The following is a 20,121-nucleotide window of genomic DNA, read 5'->3' on the forward strand; positions in this document are numbered from 1 at the left end:
CCTCTCTGCCGTACGCCCGGGGCCGGGCGTACGAGGAATGGGCGCGGCACCGGGGTGCCGGGCGCGGTCAGCGCCGACGGGTCCCGTCGCCGAGGCACAGCTCGGCGGCGGGGCTCTGCAACAGGGTGTGTACGAAGATCAGCTCGGCGCCCTCCGGTCCGGCGGCGGCGATCCGGTGCGGGGTGAGCGAGTCGAAGTGGGCGCTGTCGCCGGGCCCGAGCTCGTGCGCGGATTCGCCGAGGCTGACCCGCAGCCGCCCTTCGAGGACGTACAGCCACTCCTCCCCCGGGTGGACCCGCACCAGGTCGCCCTGGGCGCCGTACGGGACGCGCACCCGAAGGGCCTGCATGGCGCGGCCGGGTCCGCCGGCCCGGCGGTACATCCAGCCGTCGGCCTCGGGCCCGTCGAACCGGCCGCCGCGCACGATCGCGTCGCGTTCCGGGGGGATCTCGCCGAGGAGCTCGGAGACGGTCGTACCGTAGATCCTGGCGAGGCCGAGAAGCACGGGCAGCGAGGGCTGCCGGTTTCCCGTTTCGAGCCGGGAGAGATGGGCCGGGGAGAGCCCCGCGCGCTGCGCGGCGGCCTCCAGGGTGAGGCTCCGGCTCCGGCGCAGCTCGCGCAGGCGGGGGGCGACACCGGGGAGGTCGTCGGCCACCCCTCCGTCGGGAGGATTCATGTCTCCATTGCGCCACCGACTTTCCTCTGAGGCAAATTTCTTGCCTCAGAGGCAAAGCGCTCCGGGAGTGGTCAGCGGTTGGCGACCGCCTGCTTCACCAGCGTGCGGCCGAAGTCCCACATCAGGCCGCCCCCGCTGTGGGCGTCGTCCATCACCGACTCGAAGGCCGTCACGAACCGGTCGACCTCCGCCTCGCCGATGATCAGCGGCGGGATCAGCTTGATCACTTCGAGGTGGTCGCCGGAGACCTGGGTGAGGATCCGGTGCTTCTGCAACAACGGTACGACAACCATCTGGGCGAAGAGCCCCTTGCGGGCGGCCTGGAGCATCGTCCACCGGCCGCGCAGCTTGATGGAGGACGGCCGTCCGAACTCGATGCCGACCATCAGCCCGCGCCCGCGCACCTCGTGCAGCAGCTCGTACCGGTCGACCAGCGCACCGAGCCGTGTCCGCAGCAGGTCACCGGTGCGCCGGGCGTTGGCGACGATCTCCTCGTTCTCCATGACCGAGAGGACCGCGAGCCCCGCCGCCATGGCCTGGGCGTTCGAACCGAAGCTGGCGGAGTGCACGAGCACCCGGTCCATCGAGGAGTAGACTTTCTTGAAGATCCAGTCCTTGCCGAGGGTGGCTCCGACCGGGACGTAGCCGCCGGAGAGCGCCTTGGCCACGCAGACCAGGTCCGGCTCGACGCCCTCCTCGTGCTGGTAGGCGTAGAAGTCGCCGGTCCGGCCGAGGCCGGTCTGCACCTCGTCCGCGATGAGCAGCGCCTTGTGCCGGTGCAGGAGGTCCTGGGCCTCTCGCAGGAAGCCGGGCGGCGCCGCGAGTACGCCCTTGCCCTGGATGGGCTCGACGACCAGCGCCGCCACGTCGCCCCGTTTGAGCTCGCGGCGCAGCGCGTCGAGGTCGCCGAGGGCGATGGCCGTGTCCGGGAGTAGCGGGGCGAAGCCGTCGCGGAAGCCGTCCTCGCCGTTGACCGAGAGCGAGCCGGTGGTGAGGCCGTGGAAGGCGTGGGCGCAGTAGAGGACACGGGGTTTGCCCGTGGCGTAGCGGGCGAACTTGAGCGCCGTCTCGACGGCCTCGGTGCCGCTGTTGCCGAAGAAGACGCGGTCGAGGTGGGGGCTGTGGGTGAGGAGCTTCTCGGCGAGCAGGCCGGGCAGCGGCTGGCAGTCGAAGCGGGTGAGGTCGGCGAGGGAGGCGTCGAGCACGTCGTGCAGGGCCTTGCGGACGACCGGGTGGTGCCGGCCGAGGCCCATCACGCCGAATCCGGCGAGCATGTCGAGGTAGTCGTTGCCGTCGGCGTCCCAGAAGTAGGCGCCCTCGGCCCGTTCGTAGACCTTGTCGAAGCCGATGGTGTGCAGCATGCGCGGCAGCTGGTGGTTGAGATGGCGCGCGTGCAGTTCGTAGCGTTCGGCGCCGCGCTCCGCGAGCAGCGTCGCGAGATCGAATCCCTTGCCGGAACCGTCGGCGCGGCGGGTGCCCTCCGCGGTACCGGAGCCTTCCGCGATGCCGGTGACCTCCGTGGCACCGGTGCTGCCGACGCCGCCTGCCCTGTCGTCCTTCATTCCCCGCTCGTCCCCTTCTTCTCTCCGCGCTCCACTCGTCCTCGTCCTCGCTCCCGCTCTCGTTCCGTGCCGTTCCCGGCCGTCGGTACGCGTCGCGGTACCGCCTCCGGTCCCGCCGTCTCCTCGTCGGTACGGCGCTCCGGATCTTCGGGCCGTCCCGCCAGTGCCGCGCCGATCCGGCCCGCGATCTCCACCGGGGTCAGTCCGACGTCGGCGAGCACCTCGTCGCGTTTGGCGTGGGCGAGGAACTCCTCGGGAATCCCGTAGGTCCGCAGGGTCACGTCCACTCCCGCGTCCCGCAGCGCCTGTCCGACCGCCCAGCCGACGCCTCCGGTACGGCAGTTGTCCTCGACGACCGCGACCAGCCGGTGGCCCGCGGCAAGGGGGGCGAGCTGCTCGTCGACCGGCCGGACCCAGCGCGGGTCGACGACGGTGCACCCGATGCCCGAGCCCTTCAGCAGGTCCGCGGCGTGCAGGCAGACCGGGGCCATCGCCCCGACCGCCACCAGCAGCACGTCGGGGCGCTCACTCCGGTGCAGGACGTCCATGCCTCCGACGCGTCCGACGGCGGGGACCGTCTCCCCCACGGACTCCTTGGGGAACCTGATGACGGTGGGCGCGTCGGCGACGTCGACGGCCTCCCGGAGCTGCGCGCGGAGCTGGTCGGCGTCGCGCGGGGCGGCGATCCGCAGCCCGGGGACGACCTGGAGGACCGATAGGTCCCACATGCCGTTGTGGGAGGGACCGTCCGTGCCGGTGATCCCGGCCCGGTCGAGCACGAAGGTCACGCCGCTGCGGTGCAGGGCCACGTCCATCAGCACCTGGTCGAAGGCGCGGTTGAGGAAGGTGGCGTAGACGGCGACGACGGGGTGCAGTCCGCCTGCCGCCATGCCGGCGGCACAGACCGCGGCGTGCTGCTCGGCGATGCCCACGTCCACGACCCGGTCCGGGAAGGCCGCGGCGAACGCGGTGAGCCCGACGGGGTGGAGCATGGCGGCGGTGAGGGCGACCACGTCGGGGCGCTCGGCGCCGATCCGCGCGATCTCCTCGCCGAAGACGGAGGTCCAGGAGGGCCCGGCGGGCACGGTGAGCGGGAGGCAGGTCAGCGGGTCCATCGCGCCCACGGCGTGGAAGCGGTCGGCCTCGTCCCTCAGGGCGGGGGTGTAGCCGCGGCCCTTCTCGGTGATGCAGTGGACGAGGACCGGCCCCCGGAAGTTCTTGGCCCGCACGAGGGCGGACTCGACGGCGGCGATGTCGTGGCCGTCGACCGGTCCGACGTACTTGAGGCCCAGGTCCTCGAAGAGCCCCTGCGGGGCGAAGGTGTCCTTGAACCCCTTCTTCGCCCCGTGCAGCGAGCCGTACAGCGGCTGCCCGACGACCGGGGTGCGTTCCAGGAGCTCCTTGCACCGGGCGAGGAAGCGTTCGTAGCCGTCGGTGGTACGGAGGGTGGCGAGGTGGTCGGCGAGGCCGCCGATGGTCGGGGAGTACGAGCGGGTGTTGTCGTTCACCACGACGATCAGGGGGCAGTCCTTGGCGGCGGCGATGTTGTTCAGCGCCTCCCAGGCCATACCGCCGGTGAGGGCTCCGTCGCCGACGACCGCGACGACGTGGTGGTCGTTGCCGAGGAGTTCGTTGGCCTTGGCGAGTCCGTCGGCCCAGCCGAGCGCGGTGGACGCGTGCGAGTTCTCGATGACGTCGTGCTCGGACTCGGCGCGGGAGGGGTAGCCCGAGAGGCCGCCCTTGCTCCGCAGTTTCGAGAAGTCCTGGCGGCCGGTGAGGAGTTTGTGCACGTAGCTCTGGTGGCCGGTGTCCCAGAGAATGCGGTCGCGCGGCGAGTCGAAGACCCGGTGCAGGGCGACGGTGAGTTCCACGACGCCGAGGTTCGGGCCGAGGTGCCCGCCGCTGCGGGACACCGCCTGCACGAGGAACGTCCTGATGTCCGCGGCGAGTTCGGTCAATTGCGGTCCGCTGAGCGGTGCGAGGTCCCGTGGTCCCCCGATGGATTCCAGCAAGGTCACGTATGTGCCCCCTCGTCGGTTCCTGGCGGAAGGTGGGCGGTCCCGGCCGGGGTCTCCCGGCCGGGGTGTCCCGGCCGGGACCGCCCACCTGAAGGGACTAACGGCTGCCGGCGACCGTCTCCCGGGCCGCGCGCAGCGATTCCTTGAGCGAGCCCATGGTGGCGAGCACGGCGGTGGGTTCGTAGCCGCAGTGCGCCATGCAGTTGGCGCAGCGCGGGTCCTTGCCGCGGCCGTACTTGTCCCAGTCGGTCTCCTCGATGAGCTGCCGGTACGTGGGGACGTACCCGTCGCTCATCAGGTAGCAGGGGCGCTGCCAGCCGAAGAGGGAGTAGTTCGGGATGGCCCACGCGGTGCAGGGGAAGTCCGCCTTGCCCTCCAGGAAGTCGAGGAAGAGCGGCGAGTGGTTGAGGCGCCAGCGCGCCCGGTTGCCTCCCGCGAACGTCTTCTTGAAGAGTTCGCGGGTCTGTTCCACGCCGAGGAAGTGCTCCTGGTCGGGTGCCTTCTCGTAGGCGTACGCCGGGGAGATCATCATCTCGTCGACCTTCAGGTCGTCGTTGAGGTAGTTGAGCACCTCGATGATGGTCTGAGGGGTGTCGGTGTTGAAGAAGGTGGAGTTGGTGGTGACCCGGAAACCGCGTCTCTTGGCTTCCTTGATCGCCTCCACCGCCTCGTCGAACACGCCTTCCTTGGCGACGGATTCGTCGTGGCGCTCGCGCAGCCCGTCGATGTGGACCGCGAAGGCGAAATACCGGGAGGGGGTGAACTTCTCGATCTTCTTGCGCAGCAGCATGGCATTGGTGCAGAGGAACACGTACTTCTTCTTGGCCACCAACTGCCGCACGATCTCGTCGATCTGAGGGTGCATCAACGGTTCTCCACCGGCGATGGAGACCATCGGGGCGCCGGATTCGAGTACGGCTCCGACCGCCTGGGCGACCGGCATGCGCTGCTTGAGCACTCCGGCGGGGTGCTGGATCTTCCCGCACCCTTCGCAGGCCAGATTGCAGGCGAACAGGGGCTCCAGCTCGACGATCAGCGGGAACTTCTCACGCTTGCGGATCTTCTGTTCGGCAAGGTACGTCGCAACCTTGATGGTTTGGCGGAGCGGCATGGCCATCTGGCTCACCTCCGGGGGAGCAACAAAGATCGGTGCCATTCATGAAAAGCCGGCAGGACGGCACGAAGAACGCGGAAAGCCGATATTCCACCGCGCACCGTGGCAACTCGGACGAGCTCATGCTCTGGAGCGTCCACGACCACCCGTACGGCCGCAACCGGGCGTGGTCCATGACGCAGAGCGGTACAGAGGGTCGCCGCGGACTCCATGTCCACGGCGATGGCCCCGGTCGCCGCGAGGGCCGCCCGCTCGGCGCCCCTCACGACGTGGTCGGAGCCGGTCAGGGGGCCGGTGTGCACGGTACGGCCGGGAAACAGCCGGGACACCGCGTCGACCAGCACGGATACGCCGTCGCAGGCGGTGGTTCCGTGGACGGACCTGGTCTCCTCGGCGACGACCAGGTCGCCCGGGTGCATCCCGGACGCGAGGCCGGCGCAGAACCCGGAGGCGACGACGGCCGCACCGCGCATCCCCTCCCGGACCAGGGCGCGCCCGAGGGCGGTCTCTGCGGCCTTCGGGCCCATCCCCGTCCGCAGGACGGTGACCGGACCGCCGCCGCGCGGCCCGCTCCGCAGGGCGAACTGCTCGATGCCGAGGGCGCAGGCGACGAGCAGTGCGGCCGGCGGGCCGCCGGGGGGCCGGGGGCCGCCCATCAGATCCCCGCCGGGCTCACGGCCCGGGCGGCGAGAGGGTCACCGTGGACGTAACGCCCCAGTGCGGTGAGCGGGAAGACCTGGCGGTAGAGGTGGTAGTTGATGGAGAAGTCCCAGGGGAAGCCGGTCCCGGTGAAGTACGGCTCGTCCCAGGACCCGTCCTCCTGCTGGGTGCGGACCAGGAAGGTGATCCCCCGGGTGACGGCTGGGTTCTCGTGCTCTCCCGCGGCGAGCAGGGCGAGCAGGGCCCAGGCGGTCTGCGAGGCCGTCGACTCGCCCCGGCCGATCCACTTGCTGTCCTGGTAGGAGCGCAGGTCCTCGCCCCATCCGCCGTCGTCGTTCTGGACGGACTCCAGCCAGCGCACGGCCCGGCGGACCGCGGAATGGGTGGTGGGCAGCCCGGCGGCGACGAGCGCCGGCACCACCGACCCTGTGCCGTAGACGTAGTTGACGCCCCAGCGGCCGAACCAGGCGCCGCTCGCGTCCTGTTCGGTGAGGAGCCAGTCGATTCCGCGGCGGACGCGCGGATCTCCGGCGCGCCCCTCGTAGGCCATCATCTCCACGACGTGACCGGTGACGTCGGCGGACGGCGGGTCGATCACCTCGCCGAAGTCGCAGAACGGCAGCCGGTTGGGGAACGGGCTGGTGTTGTCCGCGTCGAAGGCGCCCCAGGCTCCTCCGCGCGACTGCATGCCGACCGTCCAGCGCACCCCGCGCTCGATGGCGGCCTCGACCCTGGCGGGCTCGGGGTGGCGGACCCTGCGCAGTGCGAGCACGACCTCGGCGGTGTCGTCGATGTCCGGGTAGTTGTCGTTGTGGAACTCGAACGCCCAGCCGCCCGGCGGGAGTTGGGGCCTGCGCACGGACCAGTCCCCCGGCCTTACGATCTCCTCGCCGAGCATCCAGTCCGCCGCCTTGACCAGCGCCGGGTGGTCCGGAGAGACCCCTGCGTCGGCCAGCGCGATGGTGGCCAGGCAGGTGTCCCACACCGGGGACTGGCACGCCTCGATCATGCGCGCGCCGTCCGGGCGCCGTACGGCGAACCGGTCCAGCGACGCGAGCCCGGCGCGCATCACCGGGTGGTCGAGATCGTAGCCGAGCAGGTGGAGGGCGATCACGGAGTAGACGGCGGGGGGCTGGATCCCGCCCCAGCAGCCGTCGTTCTCCTGGCGTTCGATGATCCACCGGGCGGCCGCGTTCATCGCGGTCCGGCGGAGCCGGCGCGGCGCGATCCGGTGGTAGAGGTGCAGCGCCTTGTCCAGCCGCTGGAAGACGCCGTCCCAGCTCACCGGAGAGGCCTTGCGCACGGGCGGGTTGGGCCGGGACGGATCGGTGTGCAGCTCGTCGAGGGAGAACGGAGCGGGCCGTACGGGCCGCTTCGCCGAGACGATGGTCAGCGGAACAATGGTCTGGCGGGCCCAGCAGCCGAAGTCATAGATATTGAGAGGTACCCAGGAAGGAAAGAACATGAGCTCGGGCGGGAGTTCCGGGAGGTCGTCCCACTTCCACCAGCCGAAGAGGGCGAGCCAGATCCGGGTGAACACGCGGGAGGCGGCGATCCCGCCCTGGTCCCGCACCCAGGCGGCGGCCCGGGCCATGTGCGGCTCGTCCGGCCGGTCTCCGGCCAGCCGCAGCGCCACGTACGCCTCGATGGTGGCGGAGAGGTCGCTCGGGCCTCCGTAGAAGGTGGCCCAGGTACCGTCGCCCAGTTGCTCGCCACGGACGAAGAGGGCGGCCGCCCTGAGGGTGTCGGGGTCCTGGATACCGAGGAACTGGCGGAGCAGCAGGTCTTCCGCGTCCATGGTGACGTTGGTGGCCAGGTCGCCCTTCCACCAGCCCTGCTCGTCCTGTCTGCCGAGGAGGTGCTCGACGGAGCGTTCCGCGGCCCGCCGGGCGGCGTCCAGTACGTCGTCCGCCGTGATGGTTGTGTCGGTCGGATCGCCCGGGACCGTGCGAGGGTGCACAGCCCCGGTGCTTCCGTCGGTCGTCGCTGTCATGGCTTCCCCTTCGTGCAGTTCGGTCCTCTGCTGTGCTGGGGTCTCCGTCGGCCGGTGCCCCGAGGGACACCGGCCGGCGACTGCGAGTCATATACGAATGGTGATCATCTCTTTCGGACGACGACGAAATCGGCGAGCGCGGTGAGCTGCGCCCGTACTTCACTCGGCATGTCGACACCGTTCAGCGCCTCGATGGCGACGGCGTGCTGACGGCGGGCTTCCTGGGCGGTCCACTCGCGGCCGCCCGCCTCCTCGATGAGTGCCGCGCGGGCGGCGAACTCCTCTTCGGAGAAACTGTCGAAGTCGCTGCTCTTCGCGTCGGCGGAGAGCAGTGCGCCGAGCCGCTCGGAGGCCGGGCCGCCGGCCGCGAGGGCGGCGACCACGGGCAGCGACTTCTTGCGCTGGCGCAGGTCGCTCCAGGTCTGCTTTCCGGTGGACTCCGGGTCGCCCCAGATGCCGAGCAGGTCGTCGACGGCCTGGAAGGCGAGGCCCAGGTGGTAGCCGTAGGCCTCCAGGGTGTCGGCGGTCCGGTCGTCGGCGCCGCCGAGCACCGCGCCGATGGAGACGGCGCAGGCGAGGAGGGCGCCGGTCTTGTTGCCCTCCATCTCCAGGCACTCCTCGACGGTGACCCGCTCGCGGTGCTCGTAGGAGATGTCCTGCGCCTGGCCGTCGATGAGCTTGCGGGTGGCGGTGGTCAGGCGGCGTGCGGCGCGCCCCGCCTCGACGGTGCCGAGCTCCAGGAGGAGTTCGTTGGCCAGTGCGAACAGCGCGTCGCCGACGAGGATCGCCTGGGCGGGGCCGTGCACCTTCCAGACCGTGTCGCGGTGGCGGCGCTGCTCGTCCCCGTCCATCAGGTCGTCGTGCAGCAGCGAGAAGTTGTGCACGAGTTCGACAGCCACGGCGCCGGGGATACCGGCCTCGGCGGGGGCGCCCGCGGCCTCGGCCGACAGCAGCGCGAGCGCGGGCCGGACGGCCTTGCCGCCGTCTCCGGCGGCGGGCCGTCCATCGGCGTCGATCCAGCCGAAGTGATAGGCCGCGACGGTGTCCATGGGCGGCGCGAGCCGGTCCACGGCAGCCCGCAGAACCGGCGCTGACAGGGCCCGTCCGCGCTCCAGAAGCGCGGTGACGTCCGTGGTGTCCGCCACGGTGTCGAAAGCCGGATTCGCCGGGGTCACTGACTCTCCTCTTGTTCCGGTGGTACTGCTCATGCCGCCTCCTGCAGCGGATGTTCGTTCGGGCTCCTGAGCCCCTGGATCGCTGTTGTGGCGGCGGTGGTTCCGCTGCGGACGGCGCCCTCCATGGTGGCGGGCCACCCGGTCGCCGTCCACGCGCCCGCCAGGGCGAGTCCCGGCAGCCGGGTGCGGGACCCGGGGCGCAGCCGCCCCGTGCCGGGGGCCGGCGCGAAGGTCGCGGTGCGCTCGCGGGTGACGAAGAAGTCGCGGATGCCCGCACCCCTCGCCGCCGGGAAGAGGCGCTCCAGTTCGGGCAGGTAGCGGGCGCGCAGTTCGGCGACGGGCAGGTCGATCTCGTCCTGTGCGGCCGACTGCGACAGCGCGAGGTACTGGCCCGGGCCGCGGAGCCCGGAGGGTTCGGTGCGGTCGAAGACCCACTGGACCGGGGAGCCGAGCGCGGCGAAGAACGGCCGGCGCAGCACCTTGCGGTCGTAGACGACGTGGACGTTGAGGATGGGGGCGTCCTCGATGGCGAGCAGCCGGTCCTGGTCCTCGACGGCGCCGTCGGGCAGCAGTGCGTGGGTCTCCCGCTGCGGGAGGGCGAGGACCACGGCGTCGGCCTCGATCCGCTCGTTCTCGGTCAGAACCGTCCAGGTACCGTCCTCGGCCCGGGTGAGCGAGGTGGCCTTGGCGCGCAGTTCGGTGCGTACTCCGGCGGCGTCGAGGGCCTTGCGGGCGAGGGTGTCGTGGAGCTCGCCGAGCGGCACGGCCGCCCATCCGATGTCGGCGGCGCCGGGCTCGGAGAGCAGGCCGGTCTTGAAGACCATCGCGGCGAGCGCCATGGAGGCGTTCTCAGCGGTCGCGTTGAGGGTGGCGACCCCGACGAGGTCCCAGAGGGCTTCGACCGTCCTCGGGGACTGGCCGTACCGGCGCAGCCAGTCGGCGAAGCTGACGTCGTCCAGTGCGGGGTCGGCCGGGTCGAGCCGTCCGAGGGCCAGTGCGGCCCGGCCCACGGACGCCTTCTCGGCGAGCGAGAGGTGCGGGTAGGCGGCGAGCCCGCCGGCGAGGTGCAGCGGTACGGGCAGGCTGGTGCGCCGGAGCCGTCCGAGCCGGGGTCCGGCGGGCCGGCCCACGTCGAGGACGGGTACGTCGAGGCGGTCCTGGAGCGGGGCGAGGCGGGCCGCGCCGATGCGGTCCAGGAACCACCGGTACGCGGTGCAGCAGCGCAGGTAGACGTGCTGTCCGTTGTCGACCGTCAGGTCCCCGCGACGGAAGGAGAAGGCGAGTCCGCCGAGCCGGGGGCGGCCTTCGAGCAGGGTCACGTCGGCCCCTGCGTCGGCGAGGCGGAGGGCGGACGTGATGCCCGCGAGACCGCCGCCGACGACCACGGCGCGCGTGGGGAGCGGTGCGGTGCCGGTCATGCCTCGCCCTCCCGTCGGGTCATGGACCACAGAATCGTCCCAGGGAAGGACGTCGTCGGCCAGTGGAAGGTTGCCCGGTACACGGGCCGGCCGGAGTGGGTCACGCGCGGCCGGTCCTGGTCAGGCGCGAGACGTGACGCGCGTCGAGTCCGGAGAGGCCGCGGACCGCCACGTACGCCTTCTCGTGGCCGGGCAGGGAGACCCGGCCGCGCAGGACGGCCCCGGGGTCGCGCTCGATGCGGTCCAGCAGGCGTCGGTAGATCCCGGCCATCGCGGCAACGCAGGCACCGCTGCGGCGGTCCAGCATCGGCAGCAGCCGGTATCCCTCGGCGAAGAGCGCGCGGGCCCGGCGGACCTCGAAGTGGATGAGGCCCGCGAAGTCCGAGCCGGCGGGCGGGGTGGCCCGGTGGAACCCCTCGGAGCAGCCGAACTTGGCGAGGTCGTCGGCGGGGAGGTAGGTACGGCCGTTGCCGGCGTCCTCGCGCACGTCCCGCAGGATGTTGGTGAGCTGGAGGGCGAGCCCGAGGGTGTCGGCGTACTCGGCGGCACGGTCGGCCCCGGGCGCGCCGGGCTCCGTACCGAAGACGCCGAGGCTGAGGCGGCCGATGGCTCCGGCGACGCAGCGGCAGTAGGTCTTCAGGTCGTCCCAGGTCTCGTACGTCGCCCCGCGCACGTCCATCAGGACGCCGTCGATCAGCTCGTCGAGGCCGCCGAGGGGCAGCGGGAAGCGCCGGGCGGCGTCGGCGAGCGCGACGGCGACCGGGTCGGTGTCGTCCTCCTCGACCTTGCCGTCGCGGACTCTGCCGAGCAGTTCGCGGGTGCTTTCCAGCCGCGTCTTCTTCGTCCCGGGGTCGAGTTCGCCGTCGCCGATGTCGTCGACCCGGCGGGAGAAGGCGTACAGCGCGGACATCGCCTGCCGCTTCTCGGACGGAAGCAGCCTGATGCCGTAGGCGAAGTTACGTGCCTGCTGACCCGTGACGGCCTCGCAGTAGCTGTATGCCGCCGCTACCGGTGCCGACATGGACGTCGTCTGTCCCTCCACTTTCGGAGTCATCCCTCTCTTCGCGCACTTCGCAAGACAACTCCCACTTCGCGCAGCAGGCTGGGCTTCGTGGGTTTGGGCGGTCCGGGCAGTACGTCGAAGCCGGCCGCCGCGACCGCGTCGAGGGCGGCCCGCCCTCCGGCGACGAATCCGGCGAGCAGCAACCGGAGTCTGCCCTGGACGCTGCCCACCAGGGGGACGCCCTCGTCCAGCAGCTCCCGGGCGCGTGCCGCTTCCCAGGCGATCAGGGCCCGCACCGATGCCCCGGCGGTCGGAGCGGCCAGGTCGGCCTCGGTCACGCGGAAGCGCGCCATGTCCTCGGCGGGCAGATAGATCCGGTCGCGGCCGAGGTCCTCGGTGACGTCCTGGAGGTGTTCGGCGATCTGCAGCGCGGTGCAGACGGCGTCCGAGCGGCGTACCCGCTCCGGGCTGGAGGTCCCGGTGAGGGCGAGGACCAGCCTGCCGACCGGGTTGGCGGAGAGTTCGCAGTACGCGAGGAGTTCGTCCCAGGTCGCGTAGCGGCGGATCTTCTGGTCCTGCCGGTTGGCCTCGATCAGCCCGAGGAACGGCTCGGGGGTGAGCGCGCGGCGGCGCACGGTGGGGCGCAGGGCGCGCAGCAGGGGGTGGTGCGGGTCGTCGCCCCCGGTGGAGAAGACGCGGCGCAGGTCGGCCTCGAAGGCGTCGAGCATGGCGAGCCGGTCGTCGCTCCGTCCGGGCTCCAGGCCCAGGTGGCGGGCGTCGGCACCGCCGGGGGCGAGGTCGCCGTCGCCGATGTCGTCGACGAGCCGGGCGTATCCGTAGACCGCCATCAGGTCGTCGCGCCAGGCGCGGGGCAGAAAGAAGGGAGCCACGGGGAAGTTCTCGTCCGCGGCCTTGTCGAGCGTGGCGACCGGGGGCGCCTGACGGGTACGGGTCACGTCGTACCGCCCGGCGCGGGGACGGCGAAACCACGTCGGAGCTGGAGATTGTCCGTCATTGCCGTCACATCTCCCGTTCTACACTGCTGACCCAAAACATCCCTTTTCGGACACGCCGCCCGACCTCCCGAGTGCCCGGGGCACACTGGTCGCGTGCTGTGGGCGTATCGGCACACTTGCCGCGAATCAGCACCGGTACAGCTTACGTTGTACGGATCACACGGCATCGACCGGGTGTTGCGCGCCGTCGCGCCCGGTTTCCGGAGTCCCAACCTTCCACGGCATCGGGGCACTTGGCATCGTCCGCCAGGTGGAGAAGCGATCTCCGGCTACCACCACAGGCGGACGGGCCGGACTCCCCGGGCAGCCGCCAGGCGAAGCGTTTCGCCTGGCATCTTCCGAGGTGTCCGGCCCGTGCCGGCGGCCGTACTACTTGCCGGTCTCCCGCTCGTAGGCCTGGAGGACTTCCTCCGTCGGCCCGTCCATGAGCAGCTCGCCCTTTTCCAGCCAGAGGACCCGGTCGCAGGTGTCGCGGATCGTCCCGTTGTTGTGGCTGACCAGGAAGACCGTGCCGGCCTCCTTGCGCAGCTCGCGGATGCGCTCCTCGGAGCGGACCCGGAACTTCCGGTCACCGGTCGCCAGCGCCTCGTCGATCATGAGGACGTCGTGGTTCTTGGCCGCCGCGATGGAGAAGCGCAGGCGGGCCGCCATGCCGGAGGAGTAGGTCCGCATCGGGAGGGTGATGAAGTCACCCTTCTCGTTGATCCCGGAGAACTCCACGATCCCGTCGTAGCGGGAGCGGACCTCCTCGCGGCTCATCCCCATGGCGAGGCCGCCGAGCACGACGTTGCGCTCACCGGTGAGGTCGTTCATCAGGGCGGCGTTCACGCCGAGGAGCGAGGGCTGGCCGTCCGTGTAGACCCGGCCCTTCTCGGTCGGCAGCAGGCCGGCGATGGCGCGCAGCAGCGTCGACTTGCCGGAGCCGTTGGTGCCGATGAGGCCGATGGCCTCGCCCCGGTAGGCGGTGAAGCTCACCCCGCGCACGGCGTGGACCTTGCGGATGCCGCGGGGCTCGCCCTTGCCGCGGCGCATCATGCGGCTGAGGGCCGCGGTGGCGCTGCCCTTGCCGCCACCGCCGCCGTTGACGCGGTACACGATGTGGACGCCGTCCGCGATGACGGTGGGAACCCGTCCCTGGGTGTTGTCGTCAGCCACGGCCGTACCGCTCCTCTGCCTTCCAGAAGTACACGAAGCCCAGGGCGCCCACCACGAGCGCCCAGGCGGTGGCGACGGCCCAGACGTGGGCCGGGAGGTTCTCCGCGCCGTAGCCGTCGATGAGGGCGAAGCGGACCAGGTCCATGTAGATGGCCGCCGGGTTGTACTGGAGCACGTTGGCGATCCACTGCGGCTTGTCCTGGAGCATCACCGTGATGGAGAACATGACGCCGGACGCGTACATCCAGGTCCGCATCACGAAGGGCATCAGCTGCGCCAGGTCGGGGGTCTTGCTCCCGAGGCGGGCCATGACGAGCGCCAGGCCGGTGTTGAAGCAGAACTGCAGGAGCAGGGCGGGGATGACCAGGAGCCACGACAGCGTGGGGTAGCTGCCGAACGCCACCGCGACGATGATCAGCACGATCATCGAGTACAGCAGCTGCTGGAGCTGCTGGAGGGAGAACGAGACCGGCAGCGAGGCCCGGGGGAAGTGCAGGGCCCGCACCAGGCCGAGGTTCCCGGAGATGGCGCGGACACCCGCCATCACCGAGCTCTGGGTGAACGTGAAGACGAAGACGCCGGTCACCAGGAACGGGATGAAGACGTCCTGGCTCATGCCCTTCCGCGTGCCGAGGATCAGGCCGAAGATCAGGTAGTAGACCAGCGCGTTCAGCAGCGGGGTGGCCACCTGCCACAGCTGGCCGAGCTTCGCCTGGCTGTACTGGGCGGTCAGCTTCGCCCGGGAGAACGCCAGGATGAAGTGGCGGCGGCCCCAGAGCTGGCGGACGTAGGCGAACAGACCGGGCCGGGCACCGCTCACGGTGAGGCCGTACTTCTCGGCCAGCTGTGCCGGGCTCAGCCCCTCGTCGGCCGACGGCGGGGTGCTCATGGCGACCCGCCCGTCATGCGTTGTGTCACTCACAGATGGAAACTCTCGTCTTCGATCCACGCGGCCGGTGAAGGAGCGCGGCGCAGGCGGACAGGACCCGGAAAGGAATGCATACGGAACCCATGGTCTCAGAGCCTCACAGGCTCAGATCACGGGAGGACGGCCCAGCCTCGTCAGCCGCCAGACCGTACGCCACCGCATGGGGCGTCGGGGGCCGCACGGTGTGGTCCATCCCTCGCGGAAACCGCCGAGCCACGCCTTGAGGGCGGGCGCCGAGGGGCGGCGTACCAGCGTGAGCACCACCCAGGTGCCCAGGTAGACCGGGACCAGCGGGGCGGGGAGGTTGCGACGGGCGAGCCAGACCCGGTTGCGGGCGACCATCCGGTGATAGACGGCGTGCCGGGACGGGGCGGTGGCGGGGTGGTCGAGGACCATGTCCGCGCGGTAGTCGATCAGCCACCCCGCGTCGAGCGCCCGCCAGGCGAGGTCGGTCTCCTCGTGGGCGTAGAAGAACGCGTCGGGCAGCCCGCCGACCTCGGCGAGCACCGCGGTGCGGACCGCGTTGGCACCGCCGAGGAAGGTCGTCACCCGGGAGGAGCGCATCGGGTCCGAGGCGCGGAGCCGGGGCACGTGCCGCCGCTGGGTGGTGCCGGTCTCGGGGTCGGCGATGCGGAAGCTGACGATGCCCAGCTCCGGGTCCGCCTCGAAGGCCCGGCGGCACAGCTCGGCGGTGTCGGTCCTCGGGAGCCGGCCGTCGTCGTCGAGGAAGAGCAGGACGTCCACGTCGGTGCCGCCGGGGCCGAAGGCCTCGATGCCGACGTTGCGGCCGCCGGGGATGCCGAGGTTTTCCGGCAGCTCCACGGTCCGGACGCCTTCGGGGACGTCCGGCACGGGTGCCCCGTTGCCGACGACCACGACCTCGATCCGGTCGCCGTCCTGGGCGGCGACCGAATCGAGGAGGGCGCGCAGCTCCACGGGACGGTTGCCCATGGTGATGATGACCGCGCCGAGTTTCATGGGGTGCTCACTTCAGACGGCTGGACGCCAGGATCGACACCAGGTGCAGGACGGTCTGGAGCAGGGCGATGCCCGCCAGGACCGCGACCGCGAGGCGGGTGAAGAAGAGGTCGTCCCTGATCATGTCGGCGATGGCGGCGGCCAGCACGACGAGGGACGCCTCGACGCCGAGGATCAGGCGGTGGAACTTGAGCGCTCCGGCGGCCCGGCGGGCGAACGCCATGCCGGACGAGCGGGGCTCGGAGGCGGCTTCCTTGACGGGCGGCAGCCCGCCCTGGTGGCGTGCGACACCGACGAGGTCGGTCTCCGCCTTGATCAGGATGGCGCCGAGGGCGGCGAGGGTGCCGAGGAACGCCCAGAGCCAGTCGATCCGCCCGGTTCCGAACAGGTCGGCGGCGCGCAGGCCCAGCCCGACGAGTACGGCGGCGTCGCAGAGGTAGGCGCCGACCCGGTCGAGGTAGACCCCGCCCAGCGAGAACTGCTTCTTCCAGCGCGCGACCTCACCGTCGACGCAGTCGAGCAGCAGGTAGAGCTGGACCATGACCACGCCCAGCACCGCTCCCGGTATGCCGGGGACGAGCAGCGCCGGCGCGGCGAGCACGCCCGCGACGGTCATGACGTAGGTCAGCTGGTTGGGGGTGATCCGGGTGTTCACCAGGTGCCGGTCGATGCGCAGGGAGATCTCGCGCATGTAGAGCCGTCCACCCCAGTGCTCACCACTGCGGCGGTCCTTCACGCCCGGGGGGTGCACGACCGGACGGAGTTCAGCTACGGATGGCTTTTGCATAGTCGGCGTACGCGTCCCTGATCTGGTCGGTGGACAGGTTGAGGTGCTCCAGGATCGTGAAACGACCCGGGCGCGTCTGAGGGGCGAAGTCGACCACCTCGACGAACTCGTCGGCGGTGAAGCCGATCTCCTCCGGCAGCACGGGCAGGCCGTGGCGGCGGAAGACGGTGGCCATCTGCTGCGACTGGGCGTGTGCGCCGCGCAGGTGCATGGCGAAGCAGGCGCCGAGGCCGACCTGCTCGCCGTGGCTGGCGGCGCGCGCCGGGTGGAGCAGGTCGAAGGCGTGGTTGATCTCGTGGCACGCCCCGGAGGCGGGGCGCGAGTCGCCCGCGACCGCCATCGAGATGCCGGTCAGGACCAGGCCCTCGGCCAGCACCTTGAGGAAGTCGTCGTCGGCGATGCCGCCGGGGTGGCGCAGGACCGCTTCACCCGCCTGGCGTGCCATGGCGGCGGCGAGCCCGTCGACCTCTTCGCCGTTGATCCGCTGGGCGAGCTCCCAGTCGGCGACGCAGGAGATGTTGGAGACGGCGTCCCCGATGCCGGAACGGATGTAGCGGGCGGGTGCCCGGCGGACCACGTCGAGGTCGATCACGACGGCGATCGGCGTGGGCACGCCGTAGGAGCCGCGGCCGTTGTCGTTGTCCAGGGTGGCGACCGGTGAGCAGAGGCCGTCGTGCGAGAGGTTGGTGGCCACGGCGACCAGCGGCAGCCCGACGCGCGCGGCGGCGTACTTCGCCACGTCGATGATCTTGCCGCCGCCGAGGCCCACCACGGCGTCGTACCGGTTGCCCTTGATCCCGTTGGCGAGGCGCACCGCGGAGTCGATCGTGCCGTCGCTCACGGGGTACCAGTCCGCCCCGGGCAGGAGCGGCGCGAGCCGGTCCTTCAGGGCGCGGCCGGAACCTTCGCTGATCGCGATGGCCAGCTTGCCCGAGGTGGAGATCCGCTGGTCGTGGAGGACCCCCGCGAGGTCGTCCATCGCGCCGCGGCGGATGTCGACGACCAGCGGGGAGGGGATGAGCCGGGTCAGTACTGGCACGCGATCTCACGGCCCTTCGCGAGGTCCGCGTGGTTGTCGATCTCCACCCAGGTCACCTCGCCGATGGGAGCGACGTCGACGGTGAAGCCGCGGTTCACGAGCTCCTGGTAGCCGTCCTCGTAGTAGAGGTCGGGGTCGCGCTCGAACGTCGCCTTCAGGGCGTCGGCGAGCTCCTCGGCGGCCTCGGGCTCGATCAGGGTCACGCCGATGTACTCGCCGGTGGCCGTCGCCGGGTCCATCAGCTTGGTGATCCGGCGGACGCCCTTCTCGTCGGTGATGACCTTCATCTCCTCGTCGGCGAGGCTCTTCACCGTGTCGAGGGCGAGGACGATCCGGCGGCCTTCGCTGCGCGCCGCGAGCAGGGTCTCCTCGACGGAGACGGGGTGCACGGTGTCGCCGTTGGCGAGGATCACGCCGCGCTTGAGGACGTCACGGGCGCACCACAGGGAGTAGGCGTTGTTCCACTCCTCGGCCTTGTCGTTGTCGACGAGGGTGATCGAGAGGCCGTACGTGGCCTCCAGCTCGGCCTTGCGGGCGTACACGGCCTCCTTGCGGTAGCCGACGACGATCGCGACCTCGGTCAGACCGACCGCGGCGAAGTTGGCCAGGGTCAGGTCGAGCACGGTCTTCTCGCCGTCCACCGGCACGAGTGCCTTGGGCAGGGTGTCCGTGTAGGGACGCAGTCGGCGTCCTGCACCTGCTGCCAGTACGAGGCCGATCATGCGAGTTCTCCTTCGTCGTGTACGGCGGGGGCCGAGGAGGACACCCAGAAGCGGATGGATTCCACGGTCACCACCAGAGCCACGGCCGCGGCGAGCGCGGTGAGGGCCGTGGTGAAGCTGGAACGGGTGGTGAGTACGGCGGCGAACAGGGCCACCACGAGGGTGCGGCCCTCGTGCCCGAGGACGGTGCGGACCAGCCACTGCGGCGGGGCTCCCGTGCCGCCCCGGATCCGGTACACCGTGTCGTAGTGATGGTAGGCGACCGCCGCTACCAGGCCGAATGCCGCGGGAACGGCGTGGGGCACGCCACTGCGGGCGGCCAGTGCCAGGACCGTGCAGTACTCGGCGGCCCGGAAGAAGGGGGGGACGAGCCAGTCGAGGGCGCCCTTGAGGGGGCGCGAGACGGCGAGTCCGGCGAAGAGCGTGTACACCCCGGCGGCGGCCACCGGCCACCAGCTGCCGAAGGGGGTGACCAGGGCCGTCGCGATCATCAGACCGCTGCCCACCAGGGCCAGCAGCGGGGCGGTGAAGCCACCGCCCGGACGGCGGACGACGGCCACGGCCCGGGCGAGGGGGCCGGAGTCGGCGAGGTCGGCCAGGGCACGCGCGGCGCGGTCGGTACGCCGTGCCTTGCGGGTCAGCGAACGGAGCAGCCGGCCGGCCGTGGTGTAGCAGGCGGCCAGCGAGCAGCCGACGAGCAGGGCGTAGAAGACGATCCGGGGTGTGGTGACCGCGGTCAGCACGGCGATCATGGCCCAGCGTTCGCCGATGGGGAGCACGATCATCCGGCGCAGCCAGACCGTCCAGCCGACGCTGTCGAGCCGGTCGGAGAGGGCGGCGGTGGGGCTGGTGTTGGAGACCGCGTCGTGGTTGGCCTCGTTGAAGGAGAAGTCGACGACGTGGCGGCATGCCTGGAGCACCATGGCGCCGAGCGCGAGGGCCCATACGTCGTCGCCGCCGCCCATGTGCGAGGCGCCGATCGCGAGGCCCGCGTAGTAGGCGTACTCCTTGGCGCGGTCGAAGGTGGCGTCGAGCCACGCGCCCATCGTCGAGTACTGGAGGGAGTAGCGGGCCAGCTGCCCGTCGGTGCAGTCCAGGACGAAGGAGAAGAGGAGCAGCAGCCCGGCGGCCACGAACCCGGCCCGGGTCCCGGTCGCCGCGCAGCCGGCCGCGACGAGCGCGGTGATCAGCGAGGCGGTGGTGACCTGGTTCGGGGTGAGTCCGCGCCGCGCGCACCAGCGGGCGATGTAGCGGGAGTACGGGCTGATGAAGTGGGTGGTGAAGAAGCCGTCGTGCGCCTTCACCGCGCTGCGCAGCCGTACCGCCTCGTCGTCCACGGCCGCGACGGCCGCCCGGGCGGCGGCCAGCTCCTCGTCCGTGGTGGGGACGGTCGCGGTGAGCGAACCGAGTTCGGGGCGCTGTACGGCCGTCCCCTCGGTCTCCAGGGCGAGCGCGATACGGCCGGGGACCGTGCGGTCCTCCGGATGGTCCGGTCCGCCGTCCCCGGCCACCGGCCGTCCGGCACCGACCGCCGCGGCGGTCCGGTCCATGGCGTGCAGCAGTGCGGCCCGCGATTCGGGCTGCACGGTCAGCGCGCCGGGGAGGGCGGCGGCGGCGAAGCGGGGGTCGGTGAGTCCGAGGCGCAGGGCGTGGACGTGGCCGACGAAGCGGGGGTCCACGAGGGCGACGCGGTGGCTCGCGGGGACGGCTCCGAGGAGTGCGGCGGCTTCACCGGCGTCGGCGGCCGTGCGGACGTCGAAGCCGAGGGCGCGCAGGTCGTCCTCGATCGACGACCCGGGTACCGGCACACCGGTGAGAATGGCGGTCGACAGACGAACTCACTCCTTGGATCCGGGCATGGGCGGGCACGCGGGGCG

The 20,121-nt window shown here is 71.4% G+C and carries 17 protein-coding genes; all 17 read right to left on the reverse strand.

From position 1 onward, the window contains the following. Positions 1 to 67: 67 nt before the first annotated feature. Positions 68 to 676, reverse strand: coding sequence for a helix-turn-helix domain-containing protein (locus ACWCWD_RS23650; RefSeq protein WP_450775299.1), 609 nt, complete (start codon positions 674 to 676; stop codon positions 68 to 70). A 71-nt stretch (positions 677 to 747) separates the two neighbouring features. Further along, entirely contained in the window at positions 748 to 2,238 is a 1,491-nt protein-coding gene (locus tag ACWCWD_RS23655) for an aspartate aminotransferase family protein (protein WP_450775301.1), read from the reverse strand. Beyond that, entirely contained in the window at positions 2,235 to 4,256 is a 2,022-nt protein-coding gene (dxs, locus tag ACWCWD_RS23660) for a 1-deoxy-D-xylulose-5-phosphate synthase (protein ID WP_450775303.1), read from the reverse strand. The genes ACWCWD_RS23655 and dxs overlap by 4 nt, the downstream gene beginning before the upstream one ends. A gap of 97 nt (positions 4,257 to 4,353) precedes the next feature. Beyond that, on the reverse strand, positions 4,354 to 5,373 hold the full coding sequence (gene hpnH, locus ACWCWD_RS23665) for an adenosyl-hopene transferase HpnH (RefSeq protein ID WP_450775305.1): 1,020 nt from the start codon (positions 5,371 to 5,373) through the stop codon (positions 4,354 to 4,356). A 5-nt stretch (positions 5,374 to 5,378) separates the two neighbouring features. Continuing rightward, the gene (locus ACWCWD_RS23670) at positions 5,379 to 6,026 is read right to left on the reverse strand and encodes a phosphorylase family protein (protein WP_450775307.1); all 648 of its coding nucleotides are present in this window, start codon (positions 6,024 to 6,026) and stop codon (positions 5,379 to 5,381) included. Then, entirely contained in the window at positions 6,026 to 8,023 is a 1,998-nt protein-coding gene (shc, locus tag ACWCWD_RS23675) for a squalene--hopene cyclase (protein ID WP_450775309.1), read from the reverse strand. The genes ACWCWD_RS23670 and shc overlap by 1 nt, the downstream gene beginning before the upstream one ends. A 104-nt stretch (positions 8,024 to 8,127) precedes the next feature. Next, the gene (locus tag ACWCWD_RS23680; protein WP_450775311.1) at positions 8,128 to 9,231 is read right to left on the reverse strand and encodes a polyprenyl synthetase family protein; all 1,104 of its coding nucleotides are present in this window, start codon (positions 9,229 to 9,231) and stop codon (positions 8,128 to 8,130) included. Further along, complete coding sequence (hpnE, locus tag ACWCWD_RS23685; protein WP_450775313.1) at positions 9,228 to 10,616, reverse strand: hydroxysqualene dehydroxylase HpnE; 1,389 nt, start codon at positions 10,614 to 10,616, stop codon at positions 9,228 to 9,230. Before hpnE ends, ACWCWD_RS23680 begins: the two co-directional genes overlap by 4 nt. 100 nt (positions 10,617 to 10,716) lie before the next feature. Continuing rightward, positions 10,717 to 11,670, reverse strand: coding sequence for a presqualene diphosphate synthase HpnD (gene hpnD, locus ACWCWD_RS23690; RefSeq protein ID WP_450775315.1), 954 nt, complete (start codon positions 11,668 to 11,670; stop codon positions 10,717 to 10,719). Continuing rightward, positions 11,667 to 12,575 carry a squalene synthase HpnC gene (gene hpnC / locus ACWCWD_RS23695; protein ID WP_450775317.1) on the reverse strand — a complete coding sequence of 303 codons (909 nt, stop codon included), beginning with the start codon at positions 12,573 to 12,575 and terminating at the stop codon, positions 11,667 to 11,669. Before hpnC ends, hpnD begins: the two co-directional genes overlap by 4 nt. Positions 12,576 to 13,004: 429 nt before the next feature. After that, entirely contained in the window at positions 13,005 to 13,790 is a 786-nt protein-coding gene (locus tag ACWCWD_RS23700) for an ABC transporter ATP-binding protein (protein ID WP_450775319.1), read from the reverse strand. Continuing rightward, entirely contained in the window at positions 13,783 to 14,712 is a 930-nt protein-coding gene (locus ACWCWD_RS23705; RefSeq protein ID WP_450775321.1) for an ABC transporter permease, read from the reverse strand. The genes ACWCWD_RS23700 and ACWCWD_RS23705 overlap by 8 nt, the downstream gene beginning before the upstream one ends. A 111-nt stretch (positions 14,713 to 14,823) precedes the next feature. Then, on the reverse strand, positions 14,824 to 15,696 hold the full coding sequence (locus ACWCWD_RS23710; protein ID WP_450775323.1) for a glycosyltransferase family 2 protein: 873 nt from the start codon (positions 15,694 to 15,696) through the stop codon (positions 14,824 to 14,826). 7 nt (positions 15,697 to 15,703) lie between these two features. After that, positions 15,704 to 16,483 (reverse strand): CDP-alcohol phosphatidyltransferase family protein, encoded by a 780-nt coding sequence (locus ACWCWD_RS23715; RefSeq protein WP_450775325.1) that lies wholly within the window; start codon positions 16,481 to 16,483, stop codon positions 15,704 to 15,706. Continuing rightward, the gene (locus ACWCWD_RS23720) at positions 16,461 to 17,522 is read right to left on the reverse strand and encodes an iron-containing alcohol dehydrogenase family protein (protein WP_450775327.1); all 1,062 of its coding nucleotides are present in this window, start codon (positions 17,520 to 17,522) and stop codon (positions 16,461 to 16,463) included. The genes ACWCWD_RS23715 and ACWCWD_RS23720 overlap by 23 nt, the downstream gene beginning before the upstream one ends. After that, positions 17,510 to 18,244 carry a phosphocholine cytidylyltransferase family protein gene (locus ACWCWD_RS23725; RefSeq protein ID WP_450775329.1) on the reverse strand — a complete coding sequence of 245 codons (735 nt, stop codon included), beginning with the start codon at positions 18,242 to 18,244 and terminating at the stop codon, positions 17,510 to 17,512. Before ACWCWD_RS23725 ends, ACWCWD_RS23720 begins: the two co-directional genes overlap by 13 nt. Further along, a complete protein-coding gene (locus ACWCWD_RS23730; RefSeq protein WP_450775331.1) occupies positions 18,241 to 20,052 on the reverse strand; it encodes a DUF5941 domain-containing protein in 1,812 nt (603 codons plus the stop codon). Before ACWCWD_RS23730 ends, ACWCWD_RS23725 begins: the two co-directional genes overlap by 4 nt. Between the last annotated feature and the right edge of the window lie 69 nt (positions 20,053 to 20,121).

It is taken from the genome of Streptomyces sp. NPDC001493 (genome assembly GCF_053597235.1).

Coding starts and splice junctions, on each gene's coding strand:
- ACWCWD_RS23670 (WP_450775307.1), bottom strand. CDS start 6,026: ATGGGCGGCCCCCGGCCCCCCGGCGGCCCGCCGGCCGCACTGCTCGTC.
- ACWCWD_RS23710 (WP_450775323.1), bottom strand. CDS start 15,696: ATGAAACTCGGCGCGGTCATCATCACCATGGGCAACCGTCCCGTGGAG.
- hpnH (WP_450775305.1), bottom strand. CDS start 5,373: ATGGCCATGCCGCTCCGCCAAACCATCAAGGTTGCGACGTACCTTGCC.
- hpnD (WP_450775315.1), bottom strand. CDS start 11,670: ATGACTCCGAAAGTGGAGGGACAGACGACGTCCATGTCGGCACCGGTA.
- ACWCWD_RS23715 (WP_450775325.1), bottom strand. CDS start 16,483: ATGCAAAAGCCATCCGTAGCTGAACTCCGTCCGGTCGTGCACCCCCCG.
- ACWCWD_RS23650 (WP_450775299.1), bottom strand. CDS start 676: ATGAATCCTCCCGACGGAGGGGTGGCCGACGACCTCCCCGGTGTCGCC.
- ACWCWD_RS23680 (WP_450775311.1), bottom strand. CDS start 9,231: ATGAGCAGTACCACCGGAACAAGAGGAGAGTCAGTGACCCCGGCGAAT.
- ACWCWD_RS23725 (WP_450775329.1), bottom strand. CDS start 18,244: ATGATCGGCCTCGTACTGGCAGCAGGTGCAGGACGCCGACTGCGTCCC.
- shc (WP_450775309.1), bottom strand. CDS start 8,023: ATGACAGCGACGACCGACGGAAGCACCGGGGCTGTGCACCCTCGCACG.
- hpnE (WP_450775313.1), bottom strand. CDS start 10,616: ATGACCGGCACCGCACCGCTCCCCACGCGCGCCGTGGTCGTCGGCGGC.
- ACWCWD_RS23655 (WP_450775301.1), bottom strand. CDS start 2,238: ATGAAGGACGACAGGGCAGGCGGCGTCGGCAGCACCGGTGCCACGGAG.